This is a genomic window from Spongiactinospora sp. 9N601 (genome assembly GCF_044326295.1).
GTDB classification, from domain to species: Bacteria; Actinomycetota; Actinomycetes; order Streptosporangiales; family Streptosporangiaceae; genus Spongiactinospora; species Spongiactinospora gelatinilytica.
Genome location: NZ_JBIRBB010000010.1, coordinates 1 through 22,801, shown reverse-complemented (window position 1 = coordinate 22,801; position 22,801 = coordinate 1). Strand labels below are relative to the sequence as shown.

25 protein-coding genes and 1 pseudogene are annotated in these 22,801 nt (G+C 71.0%); 11 read left to right on the top strand and 15 right to left on the bottom strand.

From position 1 onward, the window contains the following. The first annotated feature begins 8 nt into the window (after positions 1 to 8). Positions 9 to 785: an HAD family hydrolase gene (locus ACH34R_RS24120; protein WP_397564066.1), complete on the top strand. Its 777-nt coding sequence runs from the start codon at positions 9 to 11 to the stop codon at positions 783 to 785. 240 nt (positions 786 to 1,025) lie between these two features. On the opposite strand, the gene ACH34R_RS24115 is transcribed toward ACH34R_RS24120, so the two are convergent. From ACH34R_RS24115 to ACH34R_RS24085, 7 genes are read right to left on the bottom strand one after another with little or no spacing between them, the layout of a single operon-like run. Continuing rightward, positions 1,026 to 1,985: an aldo/keto reductase gene (locus ACH34R_RS24115; protein ID WP_397563782.1), complete on the bottom strand. Its 960-nt coding sequence runs from the start codon at positions 1,983 to 1,985 to the stop codon at positions 1,026 to 1,028. A gap of 39 nt (positions 1,986 to 2,024) precedes the next feature. After that, entirely contained in the window at positions 2,025 to 3,146 is a 1,122-nt protein-coding gene (locus tag ACH34R_RS24110) for a zinc-binding dehydrogenase (RefSeq protein ID WP_397563781.1), read from the bottom strand. A gap of 17 nt (positions 3,147 to 3,163) precedes the next feature. Further along, positions 3,164 to 4,039, bottom strand: a complete 876-nt coding sequence (locus ACH34R_RS24105; protein ID WP_397563780.1) for a branched-chain amino acid ABC transporter permease — start codon at positions 4,037 to 4,039, stop codon at positions 3,164 to 3,166. Positions 4,040 to 4,079: 40 nt separating this feature from the next. After that, a complete protein-coding gene (locus ACH34R_RS24100; RefSeq protein WP_397563779.1) occupies positions 4,080 to 5,228 on the bottom strand; it encodes an ABC transporter substrate-binding protein in 1,149 nt (382 codons plus the stop codon). A gap of 27 nt (positions 5,229 to 5,255) precedes the next feature. Continuing rightward, positions 5,256 to 6,998 carry an ATP-binding cassette domain-containing protein gene (locus tag ACH34R_RS24095; RefSeq protein WP_397563778.1) on the bottom strand — a complete coding sequence of 581 codons (1,743 nt, stop codon included), beginning with the start codon at positions 6,996 to 6,998 and terminating at the stop codon, positions 5,256 to 5,258. Then, complete coding sequence (locus ACH34R_RS24090) at positions 6,995 to 7,756, bottom strand: ABC transporter ATP-binding protein (protein ID WP_397563777.1); 762 nt, start codon at positions 7,754 to 7,756, stop codon at positions 6,995 to 6,997. The genes ACH34R_RS24095 and ACH34R_RS24090 overlap by 4 nt, the downstream gene beginning before the upstream one ends. Continuing rightward, on the bottom strand, positions 7,756 to 8,613 hold the full coding sequence (locus tag ACH34R_RS24085; RefSeq protein WP_397563776.1) for an alpha/beta hydrolase: 858 nt from the start codon (positions 8,611 to 8,613) through the stop codon (positions 7,756 to 7,758). The genes ACH34R_RS24090 and ACH34R_RS24085 overlap by 1 nt, the downstream gene beginning before the upstream one ends. A gap of 196 nt (positions 8,614 to 8,809) precedes the next feature. Between ACH34R_RS24085 and ACH34R_RS24080 the strand changes: the two genes are divergently transcribed. Further along, positions 8,810 to 10,168 carry an amidohydrolase gene (locus tag ACH34R_RS24080; protein WP_397563775.1) on the top strand — a complete coding sequence of 453 codons (1,359 nt, stop codon included), beginning with the start codon at positions 8,810 to 8,812 and terminating at the stop codon, positions 10,166 to 10,168. Positions 10,169 to 10,241: 73 nt separating this feature from the next. Here ACH34R_RS24080 and ACH34R_RS24075 read toward each other — a convergent pair whose 3' ends face one another. Beyond that, the gene (locus ACH34R_RS24075; RefSeq protein ID WP_397563774.1) at positions 10,242 to 11,222 is read right to left on the bottom strand and encodes an aldo/keto reductase; all 981 of its coding nucleotides are present in this window, start codon (positions 11,220 to 11,222) and stop codon (positions 10,242 to 10,244) included. A gap of 123 nt (positions 11,223 to 11,345) precedes the next feature. Here ACH34R_RS24075 and ACH34R_RS24070 point away from each other — a divergent pair, with 123 nt between their 5' ends. After that, a complete protein-coding gene (locus ACH34R_RS24070) occupies positions 11,346 to 12,350 on the top strand; it encodes a methyltransferase (protein ID WP_397563773.1) in 1,005 nt (334 codons plus the stop codon). 163 nt (positions 12,351 to 12,513) lie between these two features. Here ACH34R_RS24070 and ACH34R_RS24065 read toward each other — a convergent pair. Next, positions 12,514 to 12,675: pseudogene (locus tag ACH34R_RS24065) on the bottom strand (helix-turn-helix domain-containing protein); the annotation flags it as partial. A 149-nt stretch (positions 12,676 to 12,824) separates the two neighbouring features. On the opposite strand from ACH34R_RS24065, the gene ACH34R_RS24060 reads away from it, so the two are divergent. Continuing rightward, the gene (locus ACH34R_RS24060; protein WP_397563772.1) at positions 12,825 to 13,559 is read left to right on the top strand and encodes an SDR family NAD(P)-dependent oxidoreductase; all 735 of its coding nucleotides are present in this window, start codon (positions 12,825 to 12,827) and stop codon (positions 13,557 to 13,559) included. 125 nt (positions 13,560 to 13,684) lie between these two features. Here the strand turns inward: ACH34R_RS24060 and ACH34R_RS24055 are convergent, their stop codons facing one another. Further along, positions 13,685 to 14,290, bottom strand: a complete 606-nt coding sequence (locus ACH34R_RS24055) for a TetR/AcrR family transcriptional regulator (protein ID WP_397563771.1) — start codon at positions 14,288 to 14,290, stop codon at positions 13,685 to 13,687. Positions 14,291 to 14,392: 102 nt separating this feature from the next. On the opposite strand from ACH34R_RS24055, the gene ACH34R_RS24050 reads away from it, so the two are divergent. The 5 genes from ACH34R_RS24050 to ACH34R_RS24030 all read left to right on the top strand — a co-directional run bounded on the left by ACH34R_RS24050 (position 14,393) and on the right by ACH34R_RS24030 (position 17,719). Next, on the top strand, positions 14,393 to 15,316 hold the full coding sequence (locus ACH34R_RS24050) for an NmrA family NAD(P)-binding protein (protein WP_397563770.1): 924 nt from the start codon (positions 14,393 to 14,395) through the stop codon (positions 15,314 to 15,316). A gap of 117 nt (positions 15,317 to 15,433) precedes the next feature. Then, positions 15,434 to 15,586, top strand: a complete 153-nt coding sequence (locus tag ACH34R_RS24045) for a Scr1 family TA system antitoxin-like transcriptional regulator (RefSeq protein ID WP_397563769.1) — start codon at positions 15,434 to 15,436, stop codon at positions 15,584 to 15,586. Between the two features lie 98 nt (positions 15,587 to 15,684). Further along, complete coding sequence (locus ACH34R_RS24040) at positions 15,685 to 16,038, top strand: DUF397 domain-containing protein (protein WP_397563768.1); 354 nt, start codon at positions 15,685 to 15,687, stop codon at positions 16,036 to 16,038. After that, the gene (locus tag ACH34R_RS24035) at positions 15,963 to 16,454 is read left to right on the top strand and encodes a SigE family RNA polymerase sigma factor (protein ID WP_397563767.1); all 492 of its coding nucleotides are present in this window, start codon (positions 15,963 to 15,965) and stop codon (positions 16,452 to 16,454) included. The genes ACH34R_RS24040 and ACH34R_RS24035 overlap by 76 nt, the downstream gene beginning before the upstream one ends. Further along, complete coding sequence (locus tag ACH34R_RS24030; protein ID WP_397563766.1) at positions 16,451 to 17,719, top strand: hypothetical protein; 1,269 nt, start codon at positions 16,451 to 16,453, stop codon at positions 17,717 to 17,719. Before ACH34R_RS24035 ends, ACH34R_RS24030 begins: the two co-directional genes overlap by 4 nt. Before the next feature lie 169 nt (positions 17,720 to 17,888). Here ACH34R_RS24030 and ACH34R_RS24025 read toward each other — a convergent pair whose 3' ends face one another. Genes ACH34R_RS24025 through ACH34R_RS24005 form a run of 5 tightly spaced genes read right to left on the bottom strand, consistent with a single transcriptional unit; the run spans position 17,889 to position 20,821 of the window. Beyond that, complete coding sequence (locus ACH34R_RS24025; protein WP_397563765.1) at positions 17,889 to 18,587, bottom strand: GntR family transcriptional regulator; 699 nt, start codon at positions 18,585 to 18,587, stop codon at positions 17,889 to 17,891. A 14-nt stretch (positions 18,588 to 18,601) separates the two neighbouring features. Continuing rightward, on the bottom strand, positions 18,602 to 19,342 hold the full coding sequence (locus ACH34R_RS24020; RefSeq protein WP_397563764.1) for an alpha/beta fold hydrolase: 741 nt from the start codon (positions 19,340 to 19,342) through the stop codon (positions 18,602 to 18,604). 35 nt (positions 19,343 to 19,377) lie between these two features. After that, positions 19,378 to 20,247 (bottom strand): 3,4-dihydroxyphenylacetate 2,3-dioxygenase, encoded by an 870-nt coding sequence (gene hpaD / locus ACH34R_RS24015; RefSeq protein WP_397563763.1) that lies wholly within the window; start codon positions 20,245 to 20,247, stop codon positions 19,378 to 19,380. Then, on the bottom strand, positions 20,247 to 20,684 hold the full coding sequence (locus ACH34R_RS24010; RefSeq protein WP_397563762.1) for an aldehyde dehydrogenase family protein: 438 nt from the start codon (positions 20,682 to 20,684) through the stop codon (positions 20,247 to 20,249). The genes hpaD and ACH34R_RS24010 overlap by 1 nt, the downstream gene beginning before the upstream one ends. Then, positions 20,648 to 20,821 carry a hypothetical protein gene (locus ACH34R_RS24005; protein WP_397563761.1) on the bottom strand — a complete coding sequence of 58 codons (174 nt, stop codon included), beginning with the start codon at positions 20,819 to 20,821 and terminating at the stop codon, positions 20,648 to 20,650. The genes ACH34R_RS24010 and ACH34R_RS24005 overlap by 37 nt, the downstream gene beginning before the upstream one ends. A 418-nt stretch (positions 20,822 to 21,239) precedes the next feature. On the opposite strand from ACH34R_RS24005, the gene ACH34R_RS24000 reads away from it, so the two are divergent. Both ACH34R_RS24000 and ACH34R_RS23995 read left to right on the top strand, forming a co-directional pair. After that, positions 21,240 to 22,652: a fumarylacetoacetate hydrolase family protein gene (locus ACH34R_RS24000; RefSeq protein ID WP_397563760.1), complete on the top strand. Its 1,413-nt coding sequence runs from the start codon at positions 21,240 to 21,242 to the stop codon at positions 22,650 to 22,652. A gap of 7 nt (positions 22,653 to 22,659) precedes the next feature. Further along, positions 22,660 to 22,801: dihydrodipicolinate synthase family protein (locus ACH34R_RS23995; protein ID WP_397564065.1), on the top strand; the 142-nt coding region annotated here is incomplete at its 3' end.

Genomic DNA, 22,801 nt, shown 5'->3' with positions numbered 1-22,801 from the left:
TGGCCGCCATCACCGCCATCGACCTGACCCTGGTGACCGGCGTCGTCTTCGACGCCGACGTCATCACCGACACCGCGCGCATCCACGCCGCGGCCTGGAAACGGGTGTTCGACCCGTTCCTGCGGGGGCGCTCGGCGCCCTTCGACATCCGGGCCGACTACCTGCGGCACGTGGACGGCCGGCCACGCCTGGACGGCGTGCGCACGTTCCTGGCCTCAAGGGACATCACCCTCCCTGAGGGCGACCCCCGCGACGAGCCCGGGGCGGCCACCGTACACGGCCTCGGCCTTGCCAAGGACCGGCTGTTCGCCGCCGAGGTCGAGCGGTACGGCGTGGCCGCGTTCCCGTCGTCCGTCGCCCTGCTGCACGAGCTGCGCAGGCGCGGCTGCCGCACCGCCGTGGTGTCGGCGAGCCGGCACTGCCGTACGACGATCACCTCGGCGGGGCTGGCCGGGCTGTTCGACGCGCTGCTGGACGGCAACGACGCGGCCGGGCTCGGCCTGCTGGGCACGCCGGACCCGGCGATGTACCTGGCGGCGGCCCGGCACCTCGGCACGCCCCCGGAGCGCGCGGCGGCCGTGGACGACGCGCCGGCCGGCGTGACCGCCGGGCGCAGGGGCGGCTTCGGGCTGGTCGTCGGCGTGAGCCGGACGAACACGCCGGACGTACTGCGGGCGAGCGGAGCCGATCTGGTGGTCGCCGATCTGTCCGACCTCCCCGTCCACGGCCGGGTCCCCGCGGGTCCCCTGACCCGCCCCCGGGCCTTCGGGGTCGGTCGGCGATGAACCGGGCGAGCGGCGGCTTGCCGCCGTCGCGCTGGAGGTCGCCGGTGGTGGCGCGTCCGCGTTGCCTGCGTACCACGTAGGTGCCGGGGCGGCGGGGCGGTCGGCGGGAAGAGTGGACAGCGCGTGGCTCGTCCACTCTTCGCGAACCTCGACCGCGTGATCCCGACGAGCGCTCGATACGCCGAATCCCGGCATGTCCGGCGCGCTCACCGGACGAAGTGGCGCAAGCGGAAAAAGCCGTCAGGGCCCTTCGGGGGCGACGGCGTCGCGGTCCGCCCAGAAGGGGTCGAGCAGTTCGCGGATCCGCTCCGCGCCGACCTTCTCCACCAGTTCCAGCGCGGCGACGTTGTCCAGCAGTTGCTCTTCCTTGGTGACCCCGAACAGCACGCTGGCGATGGCCGGGTGGGTCAGGCAGAAGGCGACGCACAGCCGGGCCGGGGTGACGCCGAGGTCGGCGGCCACCCGGGCGATGCCCTCGGCCGACTCCATGATCTTGCTGCGCACGTCGCCCGGGTCGCGCCCGATGGGGCGGGTCGGGGTCAGCCGCCCGGCCAGGATGCCGCCCTCCATGACGTCGGACGCCTGGAGCCCGATGCCCAGCTCCCACAGTTCGGCGAACGGCTCGCCGTCGGCGATGGTCCGGCGGCACGGGCTGTACTTGAGCTGCGCGAACTGCGGCCCCGGCGACCCGCCGGAATGGGCGTGCCGGCGGATCTCCAAGATCGTGGAGGTCGACCAGTTGTTGACGCCCCACCAGCCGATCAGGCCGTCGGCCTCCAGCGCGGCCAGGTCGAGCGCGAGGCGCTGGAGGTTGACGCGGTCGCTGCGGATGTCGCCGAGCACCGCGACGTCGGCGCGGTCCGCGCCGACCCGGAACAGCGCGTTCTCCAACTGGGCGCGCAGCGGGCGCTCGGGGTAGCCGTCCAGCCAGAGCTTGGTGGACAGCAGGTACTCGTCACGCTTGATCCCGGCGGCCCGCACCATCGCCGAGAACAGCACGTCGGTGAACACCGGCGGGTATCCGGGCATGCTGTAGACCCCGACATCGAACAGGTTGATGCCGAGGTCGACGGCCTTGCGTAACATCGCGACGGCGTCGCCGAAGTCCATCCGGTCGTAGGTGTGCCATGACCCCAGGGACAGGACGGAGGCCAGCGGGCCGTCCCCTCCGAGGCGGCGGATCGGAATCGTCGTGCTCATCTGGGTTCCGTTCGTTCGGTGATCGAGTTCGTTCGCTGATCAAGAAAGGCCGGGCTGCACCACGGCCTTGACCTGCTCCAGCCGGGACATCGCGGCGAGCGCGTCCGAGGCTCCGGCGAGTCCGACCGGCTCGCTGAACAGTTCGTCCCACGCGAAGAAGGAGCGGAATTCGCGCAGGAACTCGATGGCCCGGTGGTAGTCGGAGATGTCGCCGTTGAGCGAGCCCAGCACGGCCAGTTGCTTGCCCATCACCGTCCCCAGCGGGACCGGGTCAGGGCGCGGGCCCGTCGTACCCACCACCACGTACTTGCCGCCCCAGGCGGCCATGTCCACCGCCTCGGCCGCCACGCCGGGCGCGCCCGCCATGTCGAGCACGAGGTCCGCGCCCCGGCCGTCGGTGGCGGCCATCACCTCGGCCACCCGGTCGGCCGGCTCGCCGGACAGGCCGATCGTGACGTCGGCCCCGAACCTGGTGGCCAGGTCGAGCCGGGCGGCGGGCGCGCCGACGGTGATGACGACGCCCGCCCCGGCCGCCGTGGCCAGGGCGGTGGCGACCAGGCCGAGCCCGCCCGCGCCCTGGATCACGACGTTCGCGCCCGGGCGCAGGCCGCCGGCCCGCTCGAAGGCGTGCACGACGGTCTTGACCGCGCACCCGGACGCCGCCGCCCACGTGTCCGCCACGTCGTCGGGCAGCAGGAGTTTCTGCGATGTGGCGGCCACGTAGGCGTGCTCGGCCAGGCCGCCCGTGGCGTACGGCCAGGCGTCGGCCCGTTGCCTGAAGCCGTAGCCCCGGTTGGCGCAGGCGACCGGCTCGCGCAGCACCGTGCAGCCGTGGCAGTGCCCGCAGGTGGACTCCGACCAGCCGATCCGGTCGCCCACCTTGATCGGCCGGCCGAGCGCGTCGCGGGTGTCCTCGCCGTGCGCCACCACCCGGCCGACCATCTCGTGCCCGAGCACCAGCGGGAGCATGCCGGGGAACGACATGGCCCCGCTCCACAGGTGGACGTCGGTCGCGCACAGCGTCGCGCAGGTGACCTCGACGACCGCCGCGCCGGGCGCGCATTCGCCGGGCAGCGGCAGATCCTCGATGACCAGCGGTTCGCCATGGGCGCGCAGCACCGCCGCCCGCGTCGTGGCGGGGATCGTGCCGGGGGGTGTCATGCGGTCTCCTCCGATCGTCATCTGGCCGCGGTGGCGGTGTCCCATACCTCGTGCCGGCTACGCCACCACAGCAGCGCGAGCATCACCAGGAACGGCAGCACCCCGCGGTAGGCCTGTACGGCCTCCAGCGAGGCGGCCGCGCCCTCCAGGCAGCCGAGCAGCAGTCCGCCCGCCAGCGTCAGCCACAGGCTGTGGAACGCCCCGATCATCGCCACCGCCAGCGCCGTGGTGACCAGGTTGCCCAGGGTGGAGAAGTCGCCGCCCAGGCGCGGCGCGACCAGGACGATCACCAGCGTGGTCAGCGCCCCGATGCCGGTCCAGACGGCCATCGCGAGCCGCGGGGCGGGGATGCCGACCACCTCGGCGGTGGCCGGCCGTTCGGAGATCGCCTGGAGCCGCAGGCCGAACATCGTGCGGCCGAGCAGCAGCGTCACCCCGACGGTGATCAGCACCGCCAGGGCCAGCGAGACCAGCGCGGCCTGCGGCACCACCACGTCGCCCACCACGAACGCGGGCGCGTCGAACGGCTGCGGGAAGCGCCGCGCGCCCGTGGTGACGCTGCCGAACAGCCGCAGTCCGAGCGCCATCAGCGCCACGTACACGGCGACGGTGACGGCGGCCTTGGTACGCAGCGCGTGCGCGCCGAACCAGCGGACCAGGCCCGCGCCGAGCACCGCGGACAGCAGCCCGCCCGACACCGCCCCGACGATGAGGGCCGGCCAGACGTTCAGCCCCGCGTCGGTGAGCGAGGCCATCACGAACGCCCCCATCGCCCCGATCACGGCCATGGCGAAGTTGACCACCGCCGCCAGCCGATAGGTCAGCACGATGGAGAGCCCGAGCAGCGCGTATACGCCGCCGCTCGTCAGGCCCGCGACCACTGATCCGACCATGTGCGCGCCCCCTTCCCGAGGTGCAGGTAGGTGCCGAGGGCTAGTTCTTGCCGGGGACGATGAAGCCCTCGGGAAGCACCTTCCAGGCGCCGCCCTCGGCCTTGACGAACCGGCTGCCCTCGATCGGGTTGTGCGCCTGCCCCGGGCCGAACACCCACGGCGTGCCCACCAGCGGGTAGTTGATCGGCTGCATGGACTTGAACGCCTTGGTCACCGACTCGCGGTTGATCTCGCCCTTGATGCCCTTGAGCACCTGGACGAACACGTCCGCGGCCATCACCGCGCCCTGGCTGAACGCGGTCTTCTGGATCTTGTTCTTGGTGACGAGCTGCGACCAGCGGTCATTGCCCGGCAGCGTCTCGTCGGTGTAGGGCTGCCACTCGGTGCCGACGTATGCCTTGAGCCCCTCGGGGATGAGCTTGGCGTTGGCGTCGGTGTAGCTGTTGGCCATCATGATGAAGTCCACGTCGGTCATGCCCTGCGTCTTGGCCTGGGCGAACCACGGCCCCACCTGGGCGTTGTAGATGACCGCCTGGCAGCCGCCCGCCTTCAGCTTCACCAGGTAGGGGGTGGGGTCGCCCTGGCCGACCGAGGTGTCCTTGACGGTGAGGGACTTGCCGGTGAGGTCGGACCACTCCTTGATCGCGGCGTCGATGCCGCCGCCGCTGCCCGGCAGGACGGTGAAGGCCATGCAGACCTTGTCGTGCTTCAGCGTCTCGGAAGCGTAGTAGAGCAGCGCGGTCAGCAGCTTGAACGGGCCGGGGTTGACCGGCGCGATGTTGGGGCTGGTGAAGCAGGCCGGGTCGACGCCCACCGCGGGGATGGAGATGATGTTGCTCCGGCTGTACATGGTCCGGTTCAGCCCGCAGTCCACGGCGCTGGAGGAGCCCACGAGCGCCACGACGCCCTCGGAGTCGATCAGGGCGCGGGCCGCCTCGGTGGACCGCTGCGGGTTCATCGCGTCGTCCTTGCTGATCAGCTCGAGCTTGCGCCCGTTGATCCCACCGGCCGCGTTGACCTCCTCGAACACGGCCTTGACCGCGGGAGCGACCTCCGGGGTCTGGAAAAGGCCGGTCATGCCGTTGATCGACCCCACCTTGATCGTGTCTGAGGCCGAGTTCCCGCCGGAGCAGGCGGTCACTCCTAATACGAGCAGTGCGACCAAGCCGACCAGGCGTGCATGCTTCATGCTGCCACTTCCTATGGCTGAAAATATCTAGGGCTGGACAGGGGCGGTATCAAGGAGCGGGACGTCCGCCGTGCCGAGGTAGGCGTCCCTGACGGCCGGGTTCTCCAGCACGTCGTGCGTCGGGCCCGACGCGATGACGTGCCCGAAGTCGAGTACGGTCACCTGCTCGCAGGCGGCCCGGACGAGTTGCATGTCGTGTTCCACCAGCAGGACCGACACCCCGAACCGGTCGGGCACCTCGGCGAGCCTGCGGCCGAACTCCATGGACTCGTCCAGCGACTGCCCGGCGGCCGGTTCGTCGAGCAGCGCGACCCGCGGCCGGGCGGCGATGGCCGCGGCCACGTCGAGCAGCCGGCGGGTGCCCGCGTCGATGATGGAGACCGGCACGTCGCCGGGCGGGCAGCCGAAGAACTTCAGCAGCGCCTCCGCCTCGCCGCGGCCGAGCCGGCGGCCCGCGCTGATCATCAGGTACTCGTACTGCGTCAGCTCGGGCGCGATGGCCGTGGTCTGGAAGGTGCGGCGCAGCCCGCGGCGGGCCCGGACGCTCGGGCTGTCGCGGTCGATGGCCTTGCCGTCCAGCTCGACCGCGCCCTGGTAGCCGGCCAGGAAGCCGGTGACGGCGGAGATCAGCGTGGACTTGCCCGCGCCGTTGGGGCCGATCAGCCCGACGACTCCGCGCTCGGGCACGGTGAGGTCCACGCCGTCCAGGGCCACGACCTCGCCGAAGCGGACGGTCAGCCCGCGTACGGCCAGGCGGTCGCCGCGCCCGTCTCCGGCCGGGGGCGGTGGCGGCAGGTCCGGTACGGGGGGGCGTTCGCGGGTCAGCAGCGCCCGCGCGTCCTTCTCCCGCTTCCTGGTCCTGGTGAAGTCGGTCTGGCTGAACCCGCTGCGCAGCGCGAAGATCGCCGCCACGCCGAACAGGATGCCGCCCACGTCCTGGGGCAGCCCGACGGTGTCCAGCAGCGTGGCCATCACCGCGCCGAAGATGCCGCCCATGATGGCGCCCTCGGGGTGGTGCGGCCCGATCAGCACCGCCACCGCGAACATCGCCACCGACTGCATCATCGCGAAGTTGCTGGACACGACCGAGCTGAGCTGCCCGACCATCAGCCCGCCTGCGATGCCCGCGACGAACGCGCTGATCGCGAACGCGGCGAGCTTGCTGCGCGCCACCGAGATGCCGTGCGCGGCGGCGGCCTGCTCGGAGTGCCGAAGTTCGGTCCAGGAGCGGCCGAGCCTGGTCCGGTTGAACAGCGCGAGCCCGATCGCGATGAGCACGAAGACGATCACGGCGAGCACGAAGTAGCCCTGGTCGCTCTCGAACAGCGCCGGGCGTTGCAGGCTCTTGAACTCGCTGGTGCCGGGGAACTGGTTGGCGTTCAGCACGATGTCGGTGGAGACGCCGAAGCCGAGCGTGACGACCGCGAGGTTCACCCCGCGGATGCGCAGCGCGGGCAGCCCGATCGCCACCCCGACGGGCACCGCGGCCAGCCCGCCGAGCACCAGCCAGAGCAGGAAGCCGCCGGGCGCGTCTTCGAGGTTGAGCCAGAGCACGACCCACGCGCCGATCGCCGCGAAGGACATCTGGCACAGGGACATCACCCCGGCCCGGCCCACGATGACGCCGAAGCTCTGCATGAGCACGGAGCTGACCATGGCGGCGATCGCCAGGTAGATCCAGTACGACGGGAGCGCCAGGGGCAGCACGACGCACGCCGCCAGGGCGAGGAGCAGCCCGATCCCCCAGGGACGAAGCTCGCTGACGTTCACCGGGCCTCGCCTTCCGCCGCGACCTTCTCCGCGGTGTCGTCGTGCTCTGTGGGATCTTCGACGGTGCCGAAGTAGTACTCCTTGAGCAGGTCGTCATCGCCCGCCAGGTCGGCGCACGGCCCCTCGAACACCACGCGGCCCTTGCGCAGCACGTAGGCCCGGCTGCCGATCTCCAGCGCCAGGTGCGCGAACTGCTCGACCAGCAGGACCGCGATGCCGAGGGAGGTCAGCTCGCGTACCGCGCTCATCAGCCGGCGGACCACCACCGGCGCGAGGCCGAGCGACATCTCGTCGATGAGCAGCACCTTGGGCTCGCCGAGCAGCGCGCGGGCCAGGACCAGCATCTGCTGCTCGCCGCCGGACAGGTGCCCGGCGCCCAGCGCGCGCCGCCGTTCCAGCTCGGGGAAGAGCCGGTAGGCGGTGCCGAGGTCGCCGTTGCCGGTCCTGGCCACCAGCAGGTTCTGCTCGACGGTGAGGGACTTGAAGACCGTACGGGCCTGTTCGGCGTAGCCGAGTCCGGCGTGCGCCCTGCGGTAGGTGGGCAGCCCGGCGATGGCCTGGCCGGCCAGGCCGATCGTTCCGGAGGTGGTCTTCGCCAGCCCGGCGATGCCGTCCAGGAGGGTGGTCTTGCCCGCGCCGTTCGCGCCCAGCAACACGGTGACGGCCTCCGGCTGGACCCCGAGCGTGACGTCGTACACGATTGGGACATCGCCCCTGGCGACACTTATGTCACGCACATCGAGGATTTGTTCGGCCATCAAACACTCCCGGCGAACGCGGCGCGCAGCTCCTCGATCGCCCGCCTGTGGGCGTCGGCGGCCGGGGGCAGCTCGGTGGACAGCAGCCCGAAGAAGCCGTGGATCAGGCCGGGCATCCGGACCGCCTCGGCCTGCCCGCCCGCCTCGCGCAGCGCGCGGGCGTAGTCCTCGCCCTCGTCGCGCAGCACGTCGTACTCGGCGCCCAGGACCAGCGCGGGCGGCAGCCTGGACAGGTCGGCGGCGCGCAGCGGCAGCAGGTAGGGGTCGTCGAGGTCGGCCGGGGACTTGGGGTAGGTCGTGAAGAACCAGTCCATCGCGGACTTGTTCAGGAAGTAGCCCTCGGCGAAGTCGCGGTAGGAGGCGCGGCCGTCGTCGGGGTGGCCGAGCACCGGGGAGACCAGCAGTTGCCAGGCGATGGCCGGGCCGCCCTGGTCACGGGCGCGCAGCGCGGTCACCGCGGCGAGGTTGCCGCCCGCGCTCTCCCCGCCCACGGCGATCCGTGTGGGGTCCACGCCGATGTCCTTGCCGCTGTCGTGGACCCACTGGAGTACGGCGTAGCAGTCGTCGGCGGCGGCCGGGAAGGGGTTCTCCGGGGCGAGCCGGTAGTCGGCGGAGACGACCACGGCCTCGGCGCCCGCGCAGAGCGTGCGGCAGGCGTACTCGTTCTCGTCGATGGAACCGACCGTCCAGCCGCCTCCGTGGTACCAGACCAGCGCGGGGAACGGGCCGTCGCCGTCAGGGGTGTAGACCCGCACGGGAACGTCTCCAGCGGGGCCGGGGGCGGCCATCTCGGTGACGCGCCCGACCGGTGGCAGGTCCTCGGGGATGGGCCACGCCTTACGGAACTCTTCCCGCATCGCGGCCACGTCCGGCTGCGTGGCGGCACCGCCGGCGTCTGGGGCGAGAGGAATCCGATCGATGATGCGCCGTGCCTGGGGGTGCAGGGGCATCGTCACCTCCGGCTGCCCGGTGCCTTTTGTTCAGGCACAAATCGTATCTGATTCCATGTACGTTATGCGTAGGTAAACGGGGGTGTCCAGAGTGGAGGCCAAGATGTCACGAATGGGTTCCTGGGCCGACCTCGACTCGGCGGATCTTGTCATGACCGGCGGCAAAGTGCATACCGTGGACACCGGCGACCGCGTCGCCGAGGCGATCGCGATCACCGCCGGAAGGATCTCCAGGGTGGGTGCCGATGAGGAGGTCGCCTGCCTCGTCGGCCCGCGTACACGGGTCGTACGGCTCGCCGGGAGGTCGGTGCTCCCCGGCATCAACGACTCCCATCTGCACGGTACGTGGCTCGGCCAGATGTGGCCTTCGCTGCTGATGGACCAGATGGCCGCGACCCCCGCCGCCGAACCGCCCAAGCAGCGCGTCCGGCTGGAGACCTCCGCCCAACGGCGGGCCGCGATCCTGCGCGCCTCCCAGCTCCTCGCCCCGCTCGGCATCACCAGCTACACCGAACCCGGTCTCGGGCCCGGCGAGGACGACGGCCCGAGCGGGTGCTTCGGCTCCGCCGTCCTGCGAGAGTACGCCGATCTGGCCGCCGAGGGCAGGCTGAACGCGAGAGTCACCGCGCTGATGTTGTTCGGCGAGCTGGACGGGGCCAGTTCACTGCCGGGCTTCCTGGCCGGACTCGACGGCTTCACCCCGCCCGGCGACATCCCCGGCTGGTTCCACGTGGCCGGCGTGAAGATCTTCGCCGACGGCATCCCGCCGATGGGGACGGCCTGGAACGACGAGCCGTACATCTCGGGCGGGCACGGCTCGCTGCTGGTGGAGGGCGCCGGCGACGAGGAGCGCGAGGCGGCGCTGATCGCCATGATCGGCGCGGCGCGGGCGGCCGGGCACCAGGTCGGCGTACACGCCACCGGCAGCAGGACGACCCGGACCGTGGTGAACGCCCTGGCCGCGAGCGGCGGGGGCGGGGACCGGCACTACATCATCCACGGCGACCTGATCCACCCCGGGACCCTGGCCAAGATGGCCACGGCCCGGATCGGCCTGAACACCCAGCCGGGGCTGGTGGCGACGGCGGGGGCGATGATGCGCGGCGCGGTGGGCGAGGAGGCGATGCGGCACGCCTGGCCGGTCTGCGACGCGCTGAGCGCCGGGGTGCCGCTGTGCCTCAGTTCCGACTCACCGGTGCTGACCCCGGACTGGCGGTACGGCATGGCCGCCGCCCTCACCCGCCCCGAGCAGCGCCTGACCCTCGCCCAGGCGATCCGCGCCTACACGATGACGCCCGCCTGGCAGGACGGGGCCGACTCCTGGAAGGGCTCGCTGGAGGCGGGCAAGGTCGCCGACCTGTGCGTCCTTGAGACCGATCTGGCGGAGACCGACCCCGCGGCCATCCCGCAGGTGACGGTCTCCATGACCATGGTGGACGGGCGCGTCGTCCATGAGCTCTGAGTTATGCGCCCTCGGTGAGTTATGGGGCCTCGGTGAGTTATGGGGCCTCGGTGAGTTATGCGGCCTCGGTGGGTTATGGGGCCTCGGTGCCCCAGGAGGCGTCCGGGGCCACCACGTCGCGGTCGGCCCACAGGTCCGCGACGGCGGCGCGAAGTTCGTCACCGTGCCGGGCGAGCAGGTCGAGCGCACCGAGGTTGTCGTCGAACTGCTCCCGGCGGCTCACCCCGACCAGCACACTCGCGGTCGCCGGGTGGGTCAGGCAGTAGGCCACGGCGACCTGCGCCGGGGTGGCGCCGAAGCCGTCGGCGACCCGCTTGAGCGCGGGGAAGGAATCGCGGATGCGTTCCCTGATCCCGCCGGGGTCGGCGCCGATCTTGCGTTCGGGGTTCAGCTTCCCGGCCAGGATGCCGCCCTCCAGCACGTCGGACGCCTGAAGGCCGAGCCCGTCGGCGAACAGCCCGCCGTACGGCTCGCCCTCCGGTACCGAGCGCCGCGCCACGCTGTACTTGAGCTGCGCGAACGACGGCGGCACCAGCCCCTCCGCGCGCGCGAAGCCGATGGCCAGGCGCAGGTCGGCGGCCGACCAGTTGTTCACCCCCCACGAGGTGAACAGCCCGGCCGCGACCATCTCGGCCACGTCCGCCACGACCCGCCGGACGTCCAGTTCGCCGAAGAAGTCGCCGGCCACCACCATGTCGGCCCGGTCGGTACCGACCCGGCCGAGGGCGACCTTGAGCGCGTCGCTCAGCGAGGACGCCGGGTAGTCCCACAGCCAGAGCTTGCCGCACAGCAGGTAGTCCTCGCGGCGAAGTCCGGCCTCGGCGGCCACCTGGCCGAAGATCACGTCGGTCCGCGCGTTCTCGGCGTGCGGGCCGAAGTTGTAGTGGGCCACGTCGAACAGGTTCACCCCGTGATCGACGGCCGCCCGGACCAGCTCGACCGCCGCGCCGGTCTCCATCCGGTCCCATGTGTTCCAGGATCCGAGGCCGAACACCGGGACCTCCGGTCCTGCCGCGCCGAGCCTGCGACGGGGCACCTGTCCTGCGACTTCCACAGCCCACCTCCGGTGATGATGCGCGGGCCCGCGATGAATCCCACGGGCCGCTGACGGAACAGCAAAAATCGTATAGCATTCCAAATATTTTCCACTGCCGGGCATGTCCAGGGAGTCCATGAGATGCCACCACAACCAGATCCCGTGACGCCGGCGGCGACCGCCGGGGTCGACAAGATCGCCACCGTGGCCACCGGCTACATGGCCGCCAAGCAGCTCTTCGTGGCGGCCGAGACGGGCCTGTTCGCCGCACTGGCGGACGGTCCCGCCACGGCGGCCGAGGTCGCCGAGCGCATCGGGCTGCCGCAGCGGACCACCCGCATCCTGGCCGACGCGATGACCTCCCTGGACCTGCTCACCCGCGACGACGGCCGGTACGCCAACACCGCCGCCACCGCCCGCCACCTCGCCGGCACCGGCGAGGACGTGGACCTGCGCCCCTGGCTCGCGTTCCTGGACCAGATCAGCTACCCGCACTGGCTGCGCTTCGGGCAGACCGCCCGCACCGACGCCCCCGTGCCGCTGGATCTGTCCGGCGACCGGATGAACACGTTCCTGTCCGGCGTGATGACCTACAACGCGCTGCACGCCAAGATGCTGGCCAAGAACTACGACTTCAGCCGGCACACCAAGGCCCTCGACTTCGGCGGCCTGTCCGGCGCGTTCCTCGCCGAGGCGCTGCGCGCCGCCCCCGGGCTGCACGGCACCTTCCTGTCCGGCGGCGACCTGGCCGAGTACGCGCGCAAGTCGCTGGCCGAGGCGGGCGAGCGCGCCGAGGTGGTCACCGGCGACCTGCTTGAGGGGCCGGTACCCGGCGGCTTCGACCTGATCCTGCTCGAACACGTCGTCCACCGGTTCACCGCCGAGGACAACCAGCGCATCGCCGCACGCGCCCGGCAGGCCGCCGCCCCCGGAGCCCGGCTGCTGCTGCTCGACTTCTTCCTCGACGACGACCCGTTGCAGCGCGCCCTTGACGCCCTGCACGCGGGCGAGTATCTGGTGATCGACGGGACGGTCGTCTACTCGACGGAGGAGGTCGCCGGGTGGCTGCGCGAGGCGGGCTGGGAACCGGTGGAGACGCTGATCCTCGCGGGTTCCCCGCGGGTCCTGGTAGCGGAGGCGAATTGACTTCTCCCCTCCCCCGAAGGAAGGGGATTCCTGCTTCACCATCGACCGCCCGCCAAGGAAAACTCCTCTTCAGGACTTACGCCGACTCCACAGGCGTTTCAGCTCTCCGCCAGCCCGGCGGCGAGGACGTTCTTCGCGGCGTTCACGTCCCGGTCGTGGACGGGTAGGTGATCCGGCGGCCGTGCTGAGTGTAGGCGCGGGTGCGTTCGTCCAGTGCCTTGTTGTAGACCAAGCGGACGCAGCCGAATGTCCGGGCAAGCTGTCCGGCCTGCTCGGGAGTCGGGTAGAAGCGGTACTTGTAGGCCCGCTTCACGAGCTGCGCCATGCGTCAGATCGTATCGCGCGATCACACAAGAATCGCGCATGTGTTCGATATGCCGGTTTCGCCTGACAGCGAACCGGCTGCCCCTGTCCTGCCGGGCAGGGGTCAGATTCCCCCCGGCCTGAAGACGGGGGTTTCCTCGGAGGTATCCGATGAGCGACAGAGTGGTCTTCGTCACGGGCGCGGCGAGCGGGATCGGCAGGGCAGTCGCGGAGGCGTTCGCCGTGGAGGGCGAGCGCGTGGTGGTGGCCGACGTCGCGATGGAGGAGGCGGAGAAGGCGGCGGCGGCGTTCGACGCGCTGGCCGTACGGCTGGACGTCAGCGACCCCACCTCCGTCGAGGCCGCGCTGGACACCGTCACCGACCGGCTCGGGCCGGTGGAGGTACTGGTCAACAACGCCGGCGTGGTCGCCGGCGGCGGCCCGCTGATCGACCTGCCGCACGAGGTCTTCGACCGCGTGGTGTCGGTCAACCTGCGCGGCACCTTCAACGTCACCAAGGCGGTGGCCAAGCGGATGATCGAAGCCGGCATCGCGGGCCGCATCGTCAACATCAGCTCCATCGGCGCCCGCCAGCCCACCGCGGGCCTGGGCCACTACGAGGCCACCAAGGCCGGCGTCGACGCCCTCACCCGCACCGCGGCCCTCGAACTCGCCCCCAGCGGCATCCTGGTCAACGGCGTCGCCCCCGGCCCCGTCTACACCCCGATGACCGCCGGCCTGATGGACAACCCCGAGGCCCGCCAGGCATGGGAGTCCCGCATCCCCCTCCGCAAGATCGCCACCCCCGCCGACCTCACCCCCCTCGTCGTCTTCCTCGCCTCCCCCGCCGCCGGTCACATCACCGGCGCCACCATCCAGGTGGACGGCGGCCAACTCCTCACCTGACATACGACGCTGGACGCCCGGAAAGGCGATGGGGAGCGGCCCTCACGGACAACTCCCCAGCCTTAGTGGGCTCCCCCTTAGGTCCCGGCCCGCGCATTTCACGATCGAACGCGGGCACCGCGGTTTCAGCCGCTGCCGGCTTCGGCAGGCAGGGGATCACCTGTTCGGCTTTGCGGGCTCAGGCCGGTCGTGGCCAGGTGGAAGAGGCGATCTGCCTGGGCGGCCGGGGTGGGGTGGTGCTCGGTGGCCATGGTGATGCCGACGATGAGGGTGATCATGTCCGCGACCGTGGTGTCCGGTGCCACCGCGCCGTCGTGTACGGCGCGGTACAGCAGGGGGACCGCGGCCTCTTCCAAGGCCGCCGAGCAGGCGTTTTCGTGTACCGGATCGGTCTCGGGGCCGTCGTAGGACAGGGCGGCGGCCAGGCCGCGGGCGGAGATGCAGTAGGCGAGGATCTCGCTCAGCCACGTCAGTAGCGCGTCGCGGCTGTCGCCGATGCCGGTCAGCTCTTGGGCGCGGGCGCACAGGGCGTCGATCCGTTTCCGGGAGACCGCCTCCAGCAGGGCGCGGCGGGTGGGGAAGTGCCGGCGTACGGTCGCCGAGCCGACGCCCGCGGTGCGGGCGATCTGTTCCAGGGAGGCGGCTGCGCCGTGGGCGGCGACCTCCTCCTCGGCCACGGCGAGAATGCGCGTGTAGTTGCGCCGGGCATCGGAGCGCAGTCGCTCTGCCATGGCGTCACCTCCGGTCGCTTGCTAAGTGGCGGGCCCCGCCGTATTGTACCGAAGCAGAAACGGCGGGCCCCGCCGTTTTGCTATGAGTACTTGGGGGAGCATATGTCCACAGCATCCGCGCCCGTCCTGGTCACCGGAGCCACCGGCAGGCAGGGCGGAGCCACCGCCCGCGCCCTGCGCGCGGCGGGCGTCCCCGTCCGCGCGCTGGTACGCGATCCGGCAAGCGACCGGGCCAAGGCCGTCCGCTCGCTCGGCGTCGAACTGGTCACCGGCGACCTGCGCGACCGCGACTCCATCGTCCGGGCCGCCGAGGGCGTCCGCGCCGTCTTCTCCGTGCAGATGCCCGGTTTCACGGGGGAAGGTTTCGATTTCGCGGGCGAGGTGACCCAGGGCGTCAACCTCATCGAGGGCGCGAGGGCCGCCGGAGTGCCGCAGTTCGTGCACACCTCCGTCTCCGGCGCCGGTCAGCACACGAAGACCCCCGGCTGGGCCGAAGGCCGCTGGGCGGCGCTGGAACCCACCATGACCGCCAAGAGCGCGATCCAGGACCGGCTCCGCACGGCGGGCTTCCCGCACTGGACCCTCCTCAAGCCCGGCTTCTTCATGGAGAACTTCCTGCTCTCCATGGCGTTCCTGTTCCCGCGCGGCATCGAGGGCGGCCTGGTGAGCGTGCTGAAGCCGGACACTCGGTTGTCCCTCATCGCGGTGGACGACATCGGCGCAGCCGCCGCCGCGGCCATCGCCGACCCCGAGCGATTCGACGGAGTCGAACTGGAGCTGGCCGGCGACTACCTGCCGATGACGGAGATCGCCGAAATCCTGTCCCGCGCCCTGGGCACCCCCCTTTCCGCGCCGGACATGACTGAGGAAGAGGCCCTCGCCGCCGGAATGCCCGCGATGGGAGCCACCCACGATTGGATGAACGTCGCCGGCCAGCCCGCCCGCCCGGAGTACGCCGAAGCCCTCGGCATCCCCCTCACCCCCTTCGCCCAATGGGCACAAAAGCACATGTCCCCCACCGCCTAGCACCGGCGAAACGGGCCCTCCCGGCTTCACCCGGCCGGGAAGAGCCCGCCTTACTTCGCTCCACCAGCGCCGCCCCCTGCCGCGACACCAGCACCCCGCCGCTGGTCGGAGGGGATTATGACCGCCCAGTACGACAAACTTCTTGAACTCGCCCGGCTCGACACCGTCACCTTGCAGGTGCTCCCGCTCACCGAGGGAGCGCACCTGTCCACGGCCGCCCCCTTAGCGATGCCGAGATATACCGGCACACGATGGCTTTCGACCACCTGAGCCGCGCCACTCTGGACCCCGGCGCGTCGAAGGCTCTGATCTCGTACATCGCCCGTCACTGATCACGACACGACCGATGCCCCACGTAGAAAGCCCGGGTGTCCGAATTGGACCTGACCCACATCCAGTGGCGTAAGAGCAGCCGGAGCGCCAATGGCTCCGACTGCGTCGAGGTCGCCGCCGTCGCCGCAGACGAGATCACCGACCACGCCGAGGGCCTGTACCGAGTGGGCCGCATTCGCCGGTGGCATCAAAGACGGCGAGTTCGGCGACCTCCGCTGACCCGTCCGTTCGTCCCCTGGAAAATACGGTGGTTCGTGCAACGTCCGGTGCCCGCTGTCCGTCGTAGTCGGGATGGATGGAGGAGGGTGCAGGCTTGCAGGATGATGCGCTGTTTGAGCAGTTCCTTGCTGAACGGGCTGATGCGTTACTCCGCTTCGGATACCTGCTGACGGGCAACCCGCACGACGCGGCCGATCTCGTGCAGGACGCTCTCGTCCGGTTGCGTGGGGCGTGGGGGCGGGTGCGGCGGAAGAGTGATCCGGAGAGTTATGTCCGGACCACGATGACGCGGTTGCACATCAACGCGTGGCGCAGGCGCAGGCGGGAGCATGTCACCGCGGTCCCGCCGGACCGTGTTCATGTGGACGTGCCGTACGAGGGCTCGCCGGTCTGGGATGTCCTGGCGAAGCTGCCTCGCCGTCAGCGGGCGGTGCTGGTGTTGCGCTACTACGAGCAACTGACGGACGTCGAGATCGCCGGTGTGCTGGGGATCTCCCAGGGCACCGTGCGCAGCCAGGCATTTCGCGCGCTCGGCAAGCTCCGCGACGACCTGCCCGCCCTCGCCGAGAAGGGGTATCTCGCATGAACACGGAACTGGAGAAGTCGTTGGCCGCCGAGTTCAAGCAGGCCGCCCGGTACGCCCCCCGCCCGGCCGGCGACCTGCGCGGGCGGGTCGAGGCCGGGCATCGGCGGCGGCGCAGGCGGGGGGTGGCGCTGTACGCGGCGGCGGCCGTCGTCGTACTGACGGCGGGCGGCGCGTACGCCGTCAACGGCGTGGCCCCGCGCGACCCGGAGATCGCCGAGCGCCCGGCACCCACCGTGACCAAGAGCCCGCCCCAGGCGCCGGACAAGGTCTTTCCGGCGATCGAAAAGGTGTGGCCGGACGCCGTGCACAGCATCCCCGCCACCCTGCCCAACGGCAGGCCGTTCCGGCCCGAGGCGTTCCTGGACGACCGGACGATCCTGGCCAGGACCCTCAAGGACGGCCACGCCGACAAAATGGACGGCGTATGGGCCTACGACCTCGGCTCGCGTACCGCCAGGCGGCTCGTCGCCGTCACCCCGCCCAAGGGCACGACCGTCACCGCCGGCGTGATCTCGGCGGGCGGCGGCAGGCTGGCCTGGTGGACGGCCCGCAAGGTGCAGAGCAAGCCCGTGGTCGACATCTGGACCGCCCCGGCCTCCGGGGGCGCGCAGCGGAAGGTCGCCACGTTCGGGACCGTTCCGCGCTACGGCGGCATCGACATGGAGATCGTCGGCGACAAGGCCGTGTGGTCGCCGTGGGGCGGTTCCGGCGTCTACGAGGTACCGCTCACCGGCGGACGCCCGAAGCCGGTACCGGGCGCGTTGGCGCACTACACCCTGCTCGATTGGCCCTGGGTGGGGGTTCCGCGCCCCGACGGCTTCAAGCGGAACACCATCGTGGCCTTCAGCACTCTGGTCAACCTCGAAACCGGGCACCGGCTTGGGCGCGCGCCCGCCCCGAAGGGATCCTTCTGCACCGCCACCTGGTGCGTGCGGGACCGCTCGGCGTTCCGCCGCGGCGACGGCACCGAACGCCCCCTGCCCGGCCTGATCGACTCCAACGGGGTGGAACTCGACCGTTTCGTCACGCTGCTTCAGAAGGACGAGAAGGGCGAGCTGCGGGGACAGGTGCTGTACGACCTGTCCACCGGGCGGGCGGGGGATCTCGGTCTTCAGGCGACCAAGGTCGAGCGCAGGCCGGGAAGCAGGCTCAAGCGCGGGTCGGTCTCGCTGCCCGTGGCCGTGCTCGACTACCGCTACCAGGGGCTGTTCGGTTACGAGCGCGGCGGCGAGTGGGTGGTCGTGAACCTGCGCCGGATCAGGTGACCCCGAGCCACCCGTCGTACAGGTTTCCGATGTCGATCAAGGGCGTGACGTTCGCGCCGGTCGTGTGCTGCGGTCTGCCGATGCCCGACGGCTGCAAGCGGTCGATCGCCGCCTGATTCGCCCGCCCGAGATGGCGAAGGTGCGGGCCTATGAGGGCCCGCACCAAGTGTCAGCGCAGGCTGCCCACGTGGGCGCTGTGCAGGGCCGCCGCCGTGGCGACCTTGTGCATCCGGGCCGCCTCCTCGATCTCGGCCGCCGCCGCGCGGGTCTCGATGAGTTCGAGCAGGTGGTCGTGTTCCTCGACGGAACGGCGGGCGCGCCCCGGCACGTACGTGAAGGTGGACCGGCGCATGTGGTCGAGCCGCGCCCACTCCGACTCCAGCAGCGCGTTGAGGTGGTCGTCCGGGCAGTGCCGGTAGATCGAGAAGTGGAACTCCCGGTTGAGCGCGGTGAAGGAGGCCGGGTCGAACTCCTCCAGCGCCTCGAACATCCGGGTGTTTATCTCGCGCGACTCGCGGATCTGCGCGGCGCTCATCAGCGGCGCGGAGACCGCGGTCGCGTACCCCTCCAGCCGGGCCAGCACGTTGAGCGTGTGCTCGACCTGGACCGCGTCGAAGGCGGCCACCCGCGCGCCGATGTTGCGGATGACCTCGACCAGCCCGTCGGACTGCAACCTGCGCACGGCCTCGCGCAGCGGGATCGTGCTCACGCCGGTCTCCCTGGCCAACTGGTCGATGACCAGCCGGTACCCGGGACCGTACGTGCCGTCCAGAATGCGCGAGCGCAGCAGCGAGTAGCTGAGCTCGGCCTTTGATCCCTTGGACCTGGCCTGTTTCGCGGCCGGGGCCGATCTCTTGGTGGTGCTCACACGTCCCCCCTCGCTCATCTCTGGAGCACCTTCACGACGGCCTCGCGGAAGTCGGCTCCCGTCAGGGCCTCGATGTGTCCTCCAGGGACCGTGACGAGCTGCGCGCCCGCGGTCGATTCGACGATACGCTCGATTCCCTTGACCATCATGTCGTCGCGCCCCGCGATCAGCACGGGCGGCGTGCGGCCCGCCCACGTCGCCGGGTCGAACGGCGTCTCGCGCAGTCCCTCCACCACCAGGGCGAGGCCCGCGGCCCGCTCGCCGGCGCCGGCGACCATTCCGGCGATCATCCCGGTGAGCGGGTCGGCCGGCTGCTCACCGGAGCGCACCGCGCGGTGCAGCGCCGCGACGTCCACCGCGGTGAACGGTTCGGCCGGGCTGAGCCCGCCGAGCACCGCCCGGCCCGCGCGCTCGGGGGCCTGCCGGACGACCTCCCAGGCCAGCCGCGCGCCCAGCGAGTATCCGACGATGTCGAACTCCCGGGCTCCGGCCTGGTCGAGCACCGCGAGCACGTCGCGGGCCAGCGCGTCGGCGTGCGCCGCGGATGCCGCCGCCGGGGCCGGGCTGGCCCCGTGGCCGCGCAGGTCGGGCACGATCACCGTGTGCCCGGCCGCGGCCAGCGCCGCGGCCGTGCCCGGCCGCACCCAGTCGGCGTCTCCGTCCGAGCAGAACCCGTGCAGCAGGACCGTGACGCGCCCGTCGCCGGACGGGCCCGGCTCGAACCTTCTGTACGACAACACCGGCCGCTCAGCCATCCCAGGTACTCCTGTGCTATTTCACATATGATTTCTTATCGACTCGACATCGTATCGTGCCCGGGTACAGGGAAGTCGACGACCACCTGCCCGGTCCCGGTCGAGCCGAAGTAGGGGCAGAGCTGTTCGCCGCTGCCCTTGTAGTCGCGCCAGCCCAGCATGCCGAAGAGCATGGCCGTGTCGGCCATCGCGCCCTCGCCCGAGCAGCGCCGGTTGTAGTCGGGCAGCATGTCGATGAACTCGGCCGCCCGGCCGGTCGTCCACATGTCGAGCACCGCCATGTCCACCTTGCGGTTGATCTCGCTGCTCACGTCGTTCAGCAGCGACTCGGCGACCTCGTTGTCCGGGAACGCGTGCGACAGCGAGCCGCTGGCCAGGAAGGCCACCCTGTTGTCGCTGTGCCGGATGGCCCGCATCAGGGCCTCGCCGATCCGGCGGTTCTCCTCGATCGAGGAGTAGACGTTGCAGCCGATCGGCAGCACCCTGATGTTGGAGTCGGGGTTCATGAAGTACATCGGCACGAGGGTCGCGTACTCCAGCCCGAGGTCCCGGTAAGTGTGCACGAGCCCCTTCTGGCCGCCCGCGACGATCTCCTGCCTGGCCAGCTCGGCCAGCTCCGGGTTGCCCGGGTAGTCGTATTCGAGGTCGTGGATGAAGTGCGGCAGCTCATGGCTGGCGTAGGAGCCGCTGTGCCGCTCCTTGCCGTTGAGATGGAAGCCGATGCTGTTCATCCAGTGGGTGTCGGCGATCAGGAAGGTGTCGGCGCCGCGCTCCCTGGCCCTGCGGCCGACCTCGCTGAGCGCGAGTTCGGCCGGACGGCGGATGCCGAAGTGCTTGCCGGGCTGGAGCGACAGCCAGATCGACGGTACGTGCGTGATCTTCGCTGCGAGGACGAGCTCTCCCATCACACCCCTCCAAGGTGTGTCCAGACGCCTTTGATCTCTGTGTAGGCGTCTATGGCGTAGGGCCCCATCTCCCGCCCCCAGCCGCTGGCCTTGAAACCGCCCCAGGTCGTCGCGGCGTCGGGTACATGACCCATATTGATGAATACGGCGCCGGCCCGGATCCTTGCGGCCAGCTTGTGCGCGGTGGACAGGTCGTTGGTCCAGATCGACGCGGCCAGGCCGTACTCCGACGCGTTGGCGCGCGCCACTATCTCCTCTGGGTCATCGTAGGCGATCACGGGGATGACCGGACCGAAGACTTCTTCTTTCGCAACCGTCATTTCGTCGCCCACACCCGCCAGGACGGTCGGCTCGTAGAAGTACCCGCCGGCCAGCGGTCCGTCGGCGCGCCGCCCGCCGGTCACCAGTTCGGCGCCCTCGGCGCGGGCGCCGCGCACGTAGGAGTCCACCCGGTGTCGGCGGGTGCCGCCTCGGCGCACTCCGTGATCACCGTACCGTCGGCGGGGTTCACGGTCTGGAACCGCGCTCCGCCCGATGCCGCCGCCCACTCGCCGCCGACCAGCAAATCGGTCATCCGCCAGCCTCCTTCTCGCCGCAGTCATCCCCGACCGTCACCGCCCTCCCACCGGCCCGTGGCCGGAGGGAACCGCCCGCGTCCGCCCGCTGCCCGCGACCGCGTTCCCCGGGGGTGGCCTTGGAATCCGCACCCCCGGGGATGACTTCGGGAAACTCCTCCCCGCCGAGCTCCCGCAGCCGCGCGCCCCACACCGAAGGGGGGCGTCGGGGCGGCACGCCGCATCCGGGGGATCGCCTTGGCAGGAGGGGCACCCCCGAGGGCGCGCCGCCCTCGGAGTCGAAGAGCGACCCTTCCCCTGAGGTGCGCACCGACCCATAGCTAAAATCATGTATGAAGTCAGATATTTTTGTCTATAGCCCGACCAGGGCCCACGAAGTATCATCAACGATGTCCTATATGATCCGAAAGGGATGGTATGGAACACCCGCTGGGCCTCTCACCAGCCAAAATCATCGCGGTCCACCTGAACTACCGCAGCCGCGCGGCCGAGCGGGGACGCCTCCCGGCCCCCCACCCCACGTACTTCCTCAAGCCGTCGTCGTCGCTGTCGTGGTCCGGCCGCCCGGTCGTACGGCCCGCCGGATGCGAATTGCTGGCCTTCGAGGGCGAGATCGCCATCATCATCGGAACACGCGCCCACCGGGTGTCCCGGGAGAAGGCGCTCGGTCACGTACTGGGCTACGTCGCGGCCAACGACTTCGGCGTCTATGACTTCAAGCACAGCGACGGGGGCTCCAACCTGCGGGCCAAGGGCCAGGACGGCTTCACCCCGGTGGGCCCCGCGATCGTGTGGGCCGCCGACGCCGACCCCGAGAACCTGCTGCTCCGCACGTACGTCAACGGGAAGATCGCCCAGGAGGCCCGCACCGACGAGCTGCTCTACCCGTTCGACCTGCTGATCGCCGACCTGTCGCGGATGATGACGCTGGAGCCGGGTGACATCATCCTGGCCGGCACCCCGGCGGGCTCGACCGTCGTCCAGCCGGGCGACGTGGTGGAGGTCGAGCTGGAGAACGCTGGCCGGCTGAGCAACAAGATCGTCACCGAGGAGACCCCGATCCCGCCGTACGGGGCGCAGCCGCAGGTGGACGAGAAGACCCGGGCCCTGGCGTACGGGAGCGTCCCGCCGCCTCCGGTGTTGCCCGACGACGTGGCCGCCACCCTGCGCTCGGTGTCCACCGCGACGCTGTCGGCCCGGCTGCGCGGGCACGGCATCGACCATCACTTCATCGAAGGCGTCCGCCCGGCCCGGCCGGACCTGCGCATGGTCGGCGTGGCGCGCACGCTGCGGTACGTCCCGCTGCGCGAGGACGTGTTCAAGAAGATCGGCGGGGGCATGAACGCCCAGAAGCGCACGATCGAGGAGATCCGGCCGGGCGAGGTGCTGGTGATCGAGGCACGGGGCGACCATGGCGCGGGCACGCTCGGCGACATCCTCGCCCTGCGCGCGCTGCGCAGGGGCGCGGCCGGCGTGGTCACCGACGGCGGCCTGCGGGACAGCCCCTCGTTCGGCAAGCTCGACATGCCCGCCTACTACGCGGTCGCGCACGCCTCCGTGCTCGGGCGGCGGCACGTTCCACTGGAGTCACAGGTCCCCGTGGCCTGCGGCGGCGTGCTGGTCATGCCCGGCGACGTACTCGTGGGCGACGCCGAAGGCGTGGTCGTCATCCCGCCCGCCCTGGTCGCGGAGATCGCCCAGGAGGCCGCCGCCCAAGAACGCGAGGAACGTTTCATTTACCAGCAGGTGGACGGCGGCGCCTCGATCGACGGTCTCTACCCGCTCGGCCCGCGCCGCCGCCGCGAATACGAGGAGTGGAAGGAGGAGTGAGTCCGGCATGAGATTCCGTTCCGACCCCGCGTCGATCCGTGGGTCCATCGCCCCGGTGGTGACCCCCTTCACCGACGAGGGCGCCCTCGACCACGACTCACTACGCGAACTGGTCCGCTGGCAACTACGCCAAGGCTCCCACGGCATCT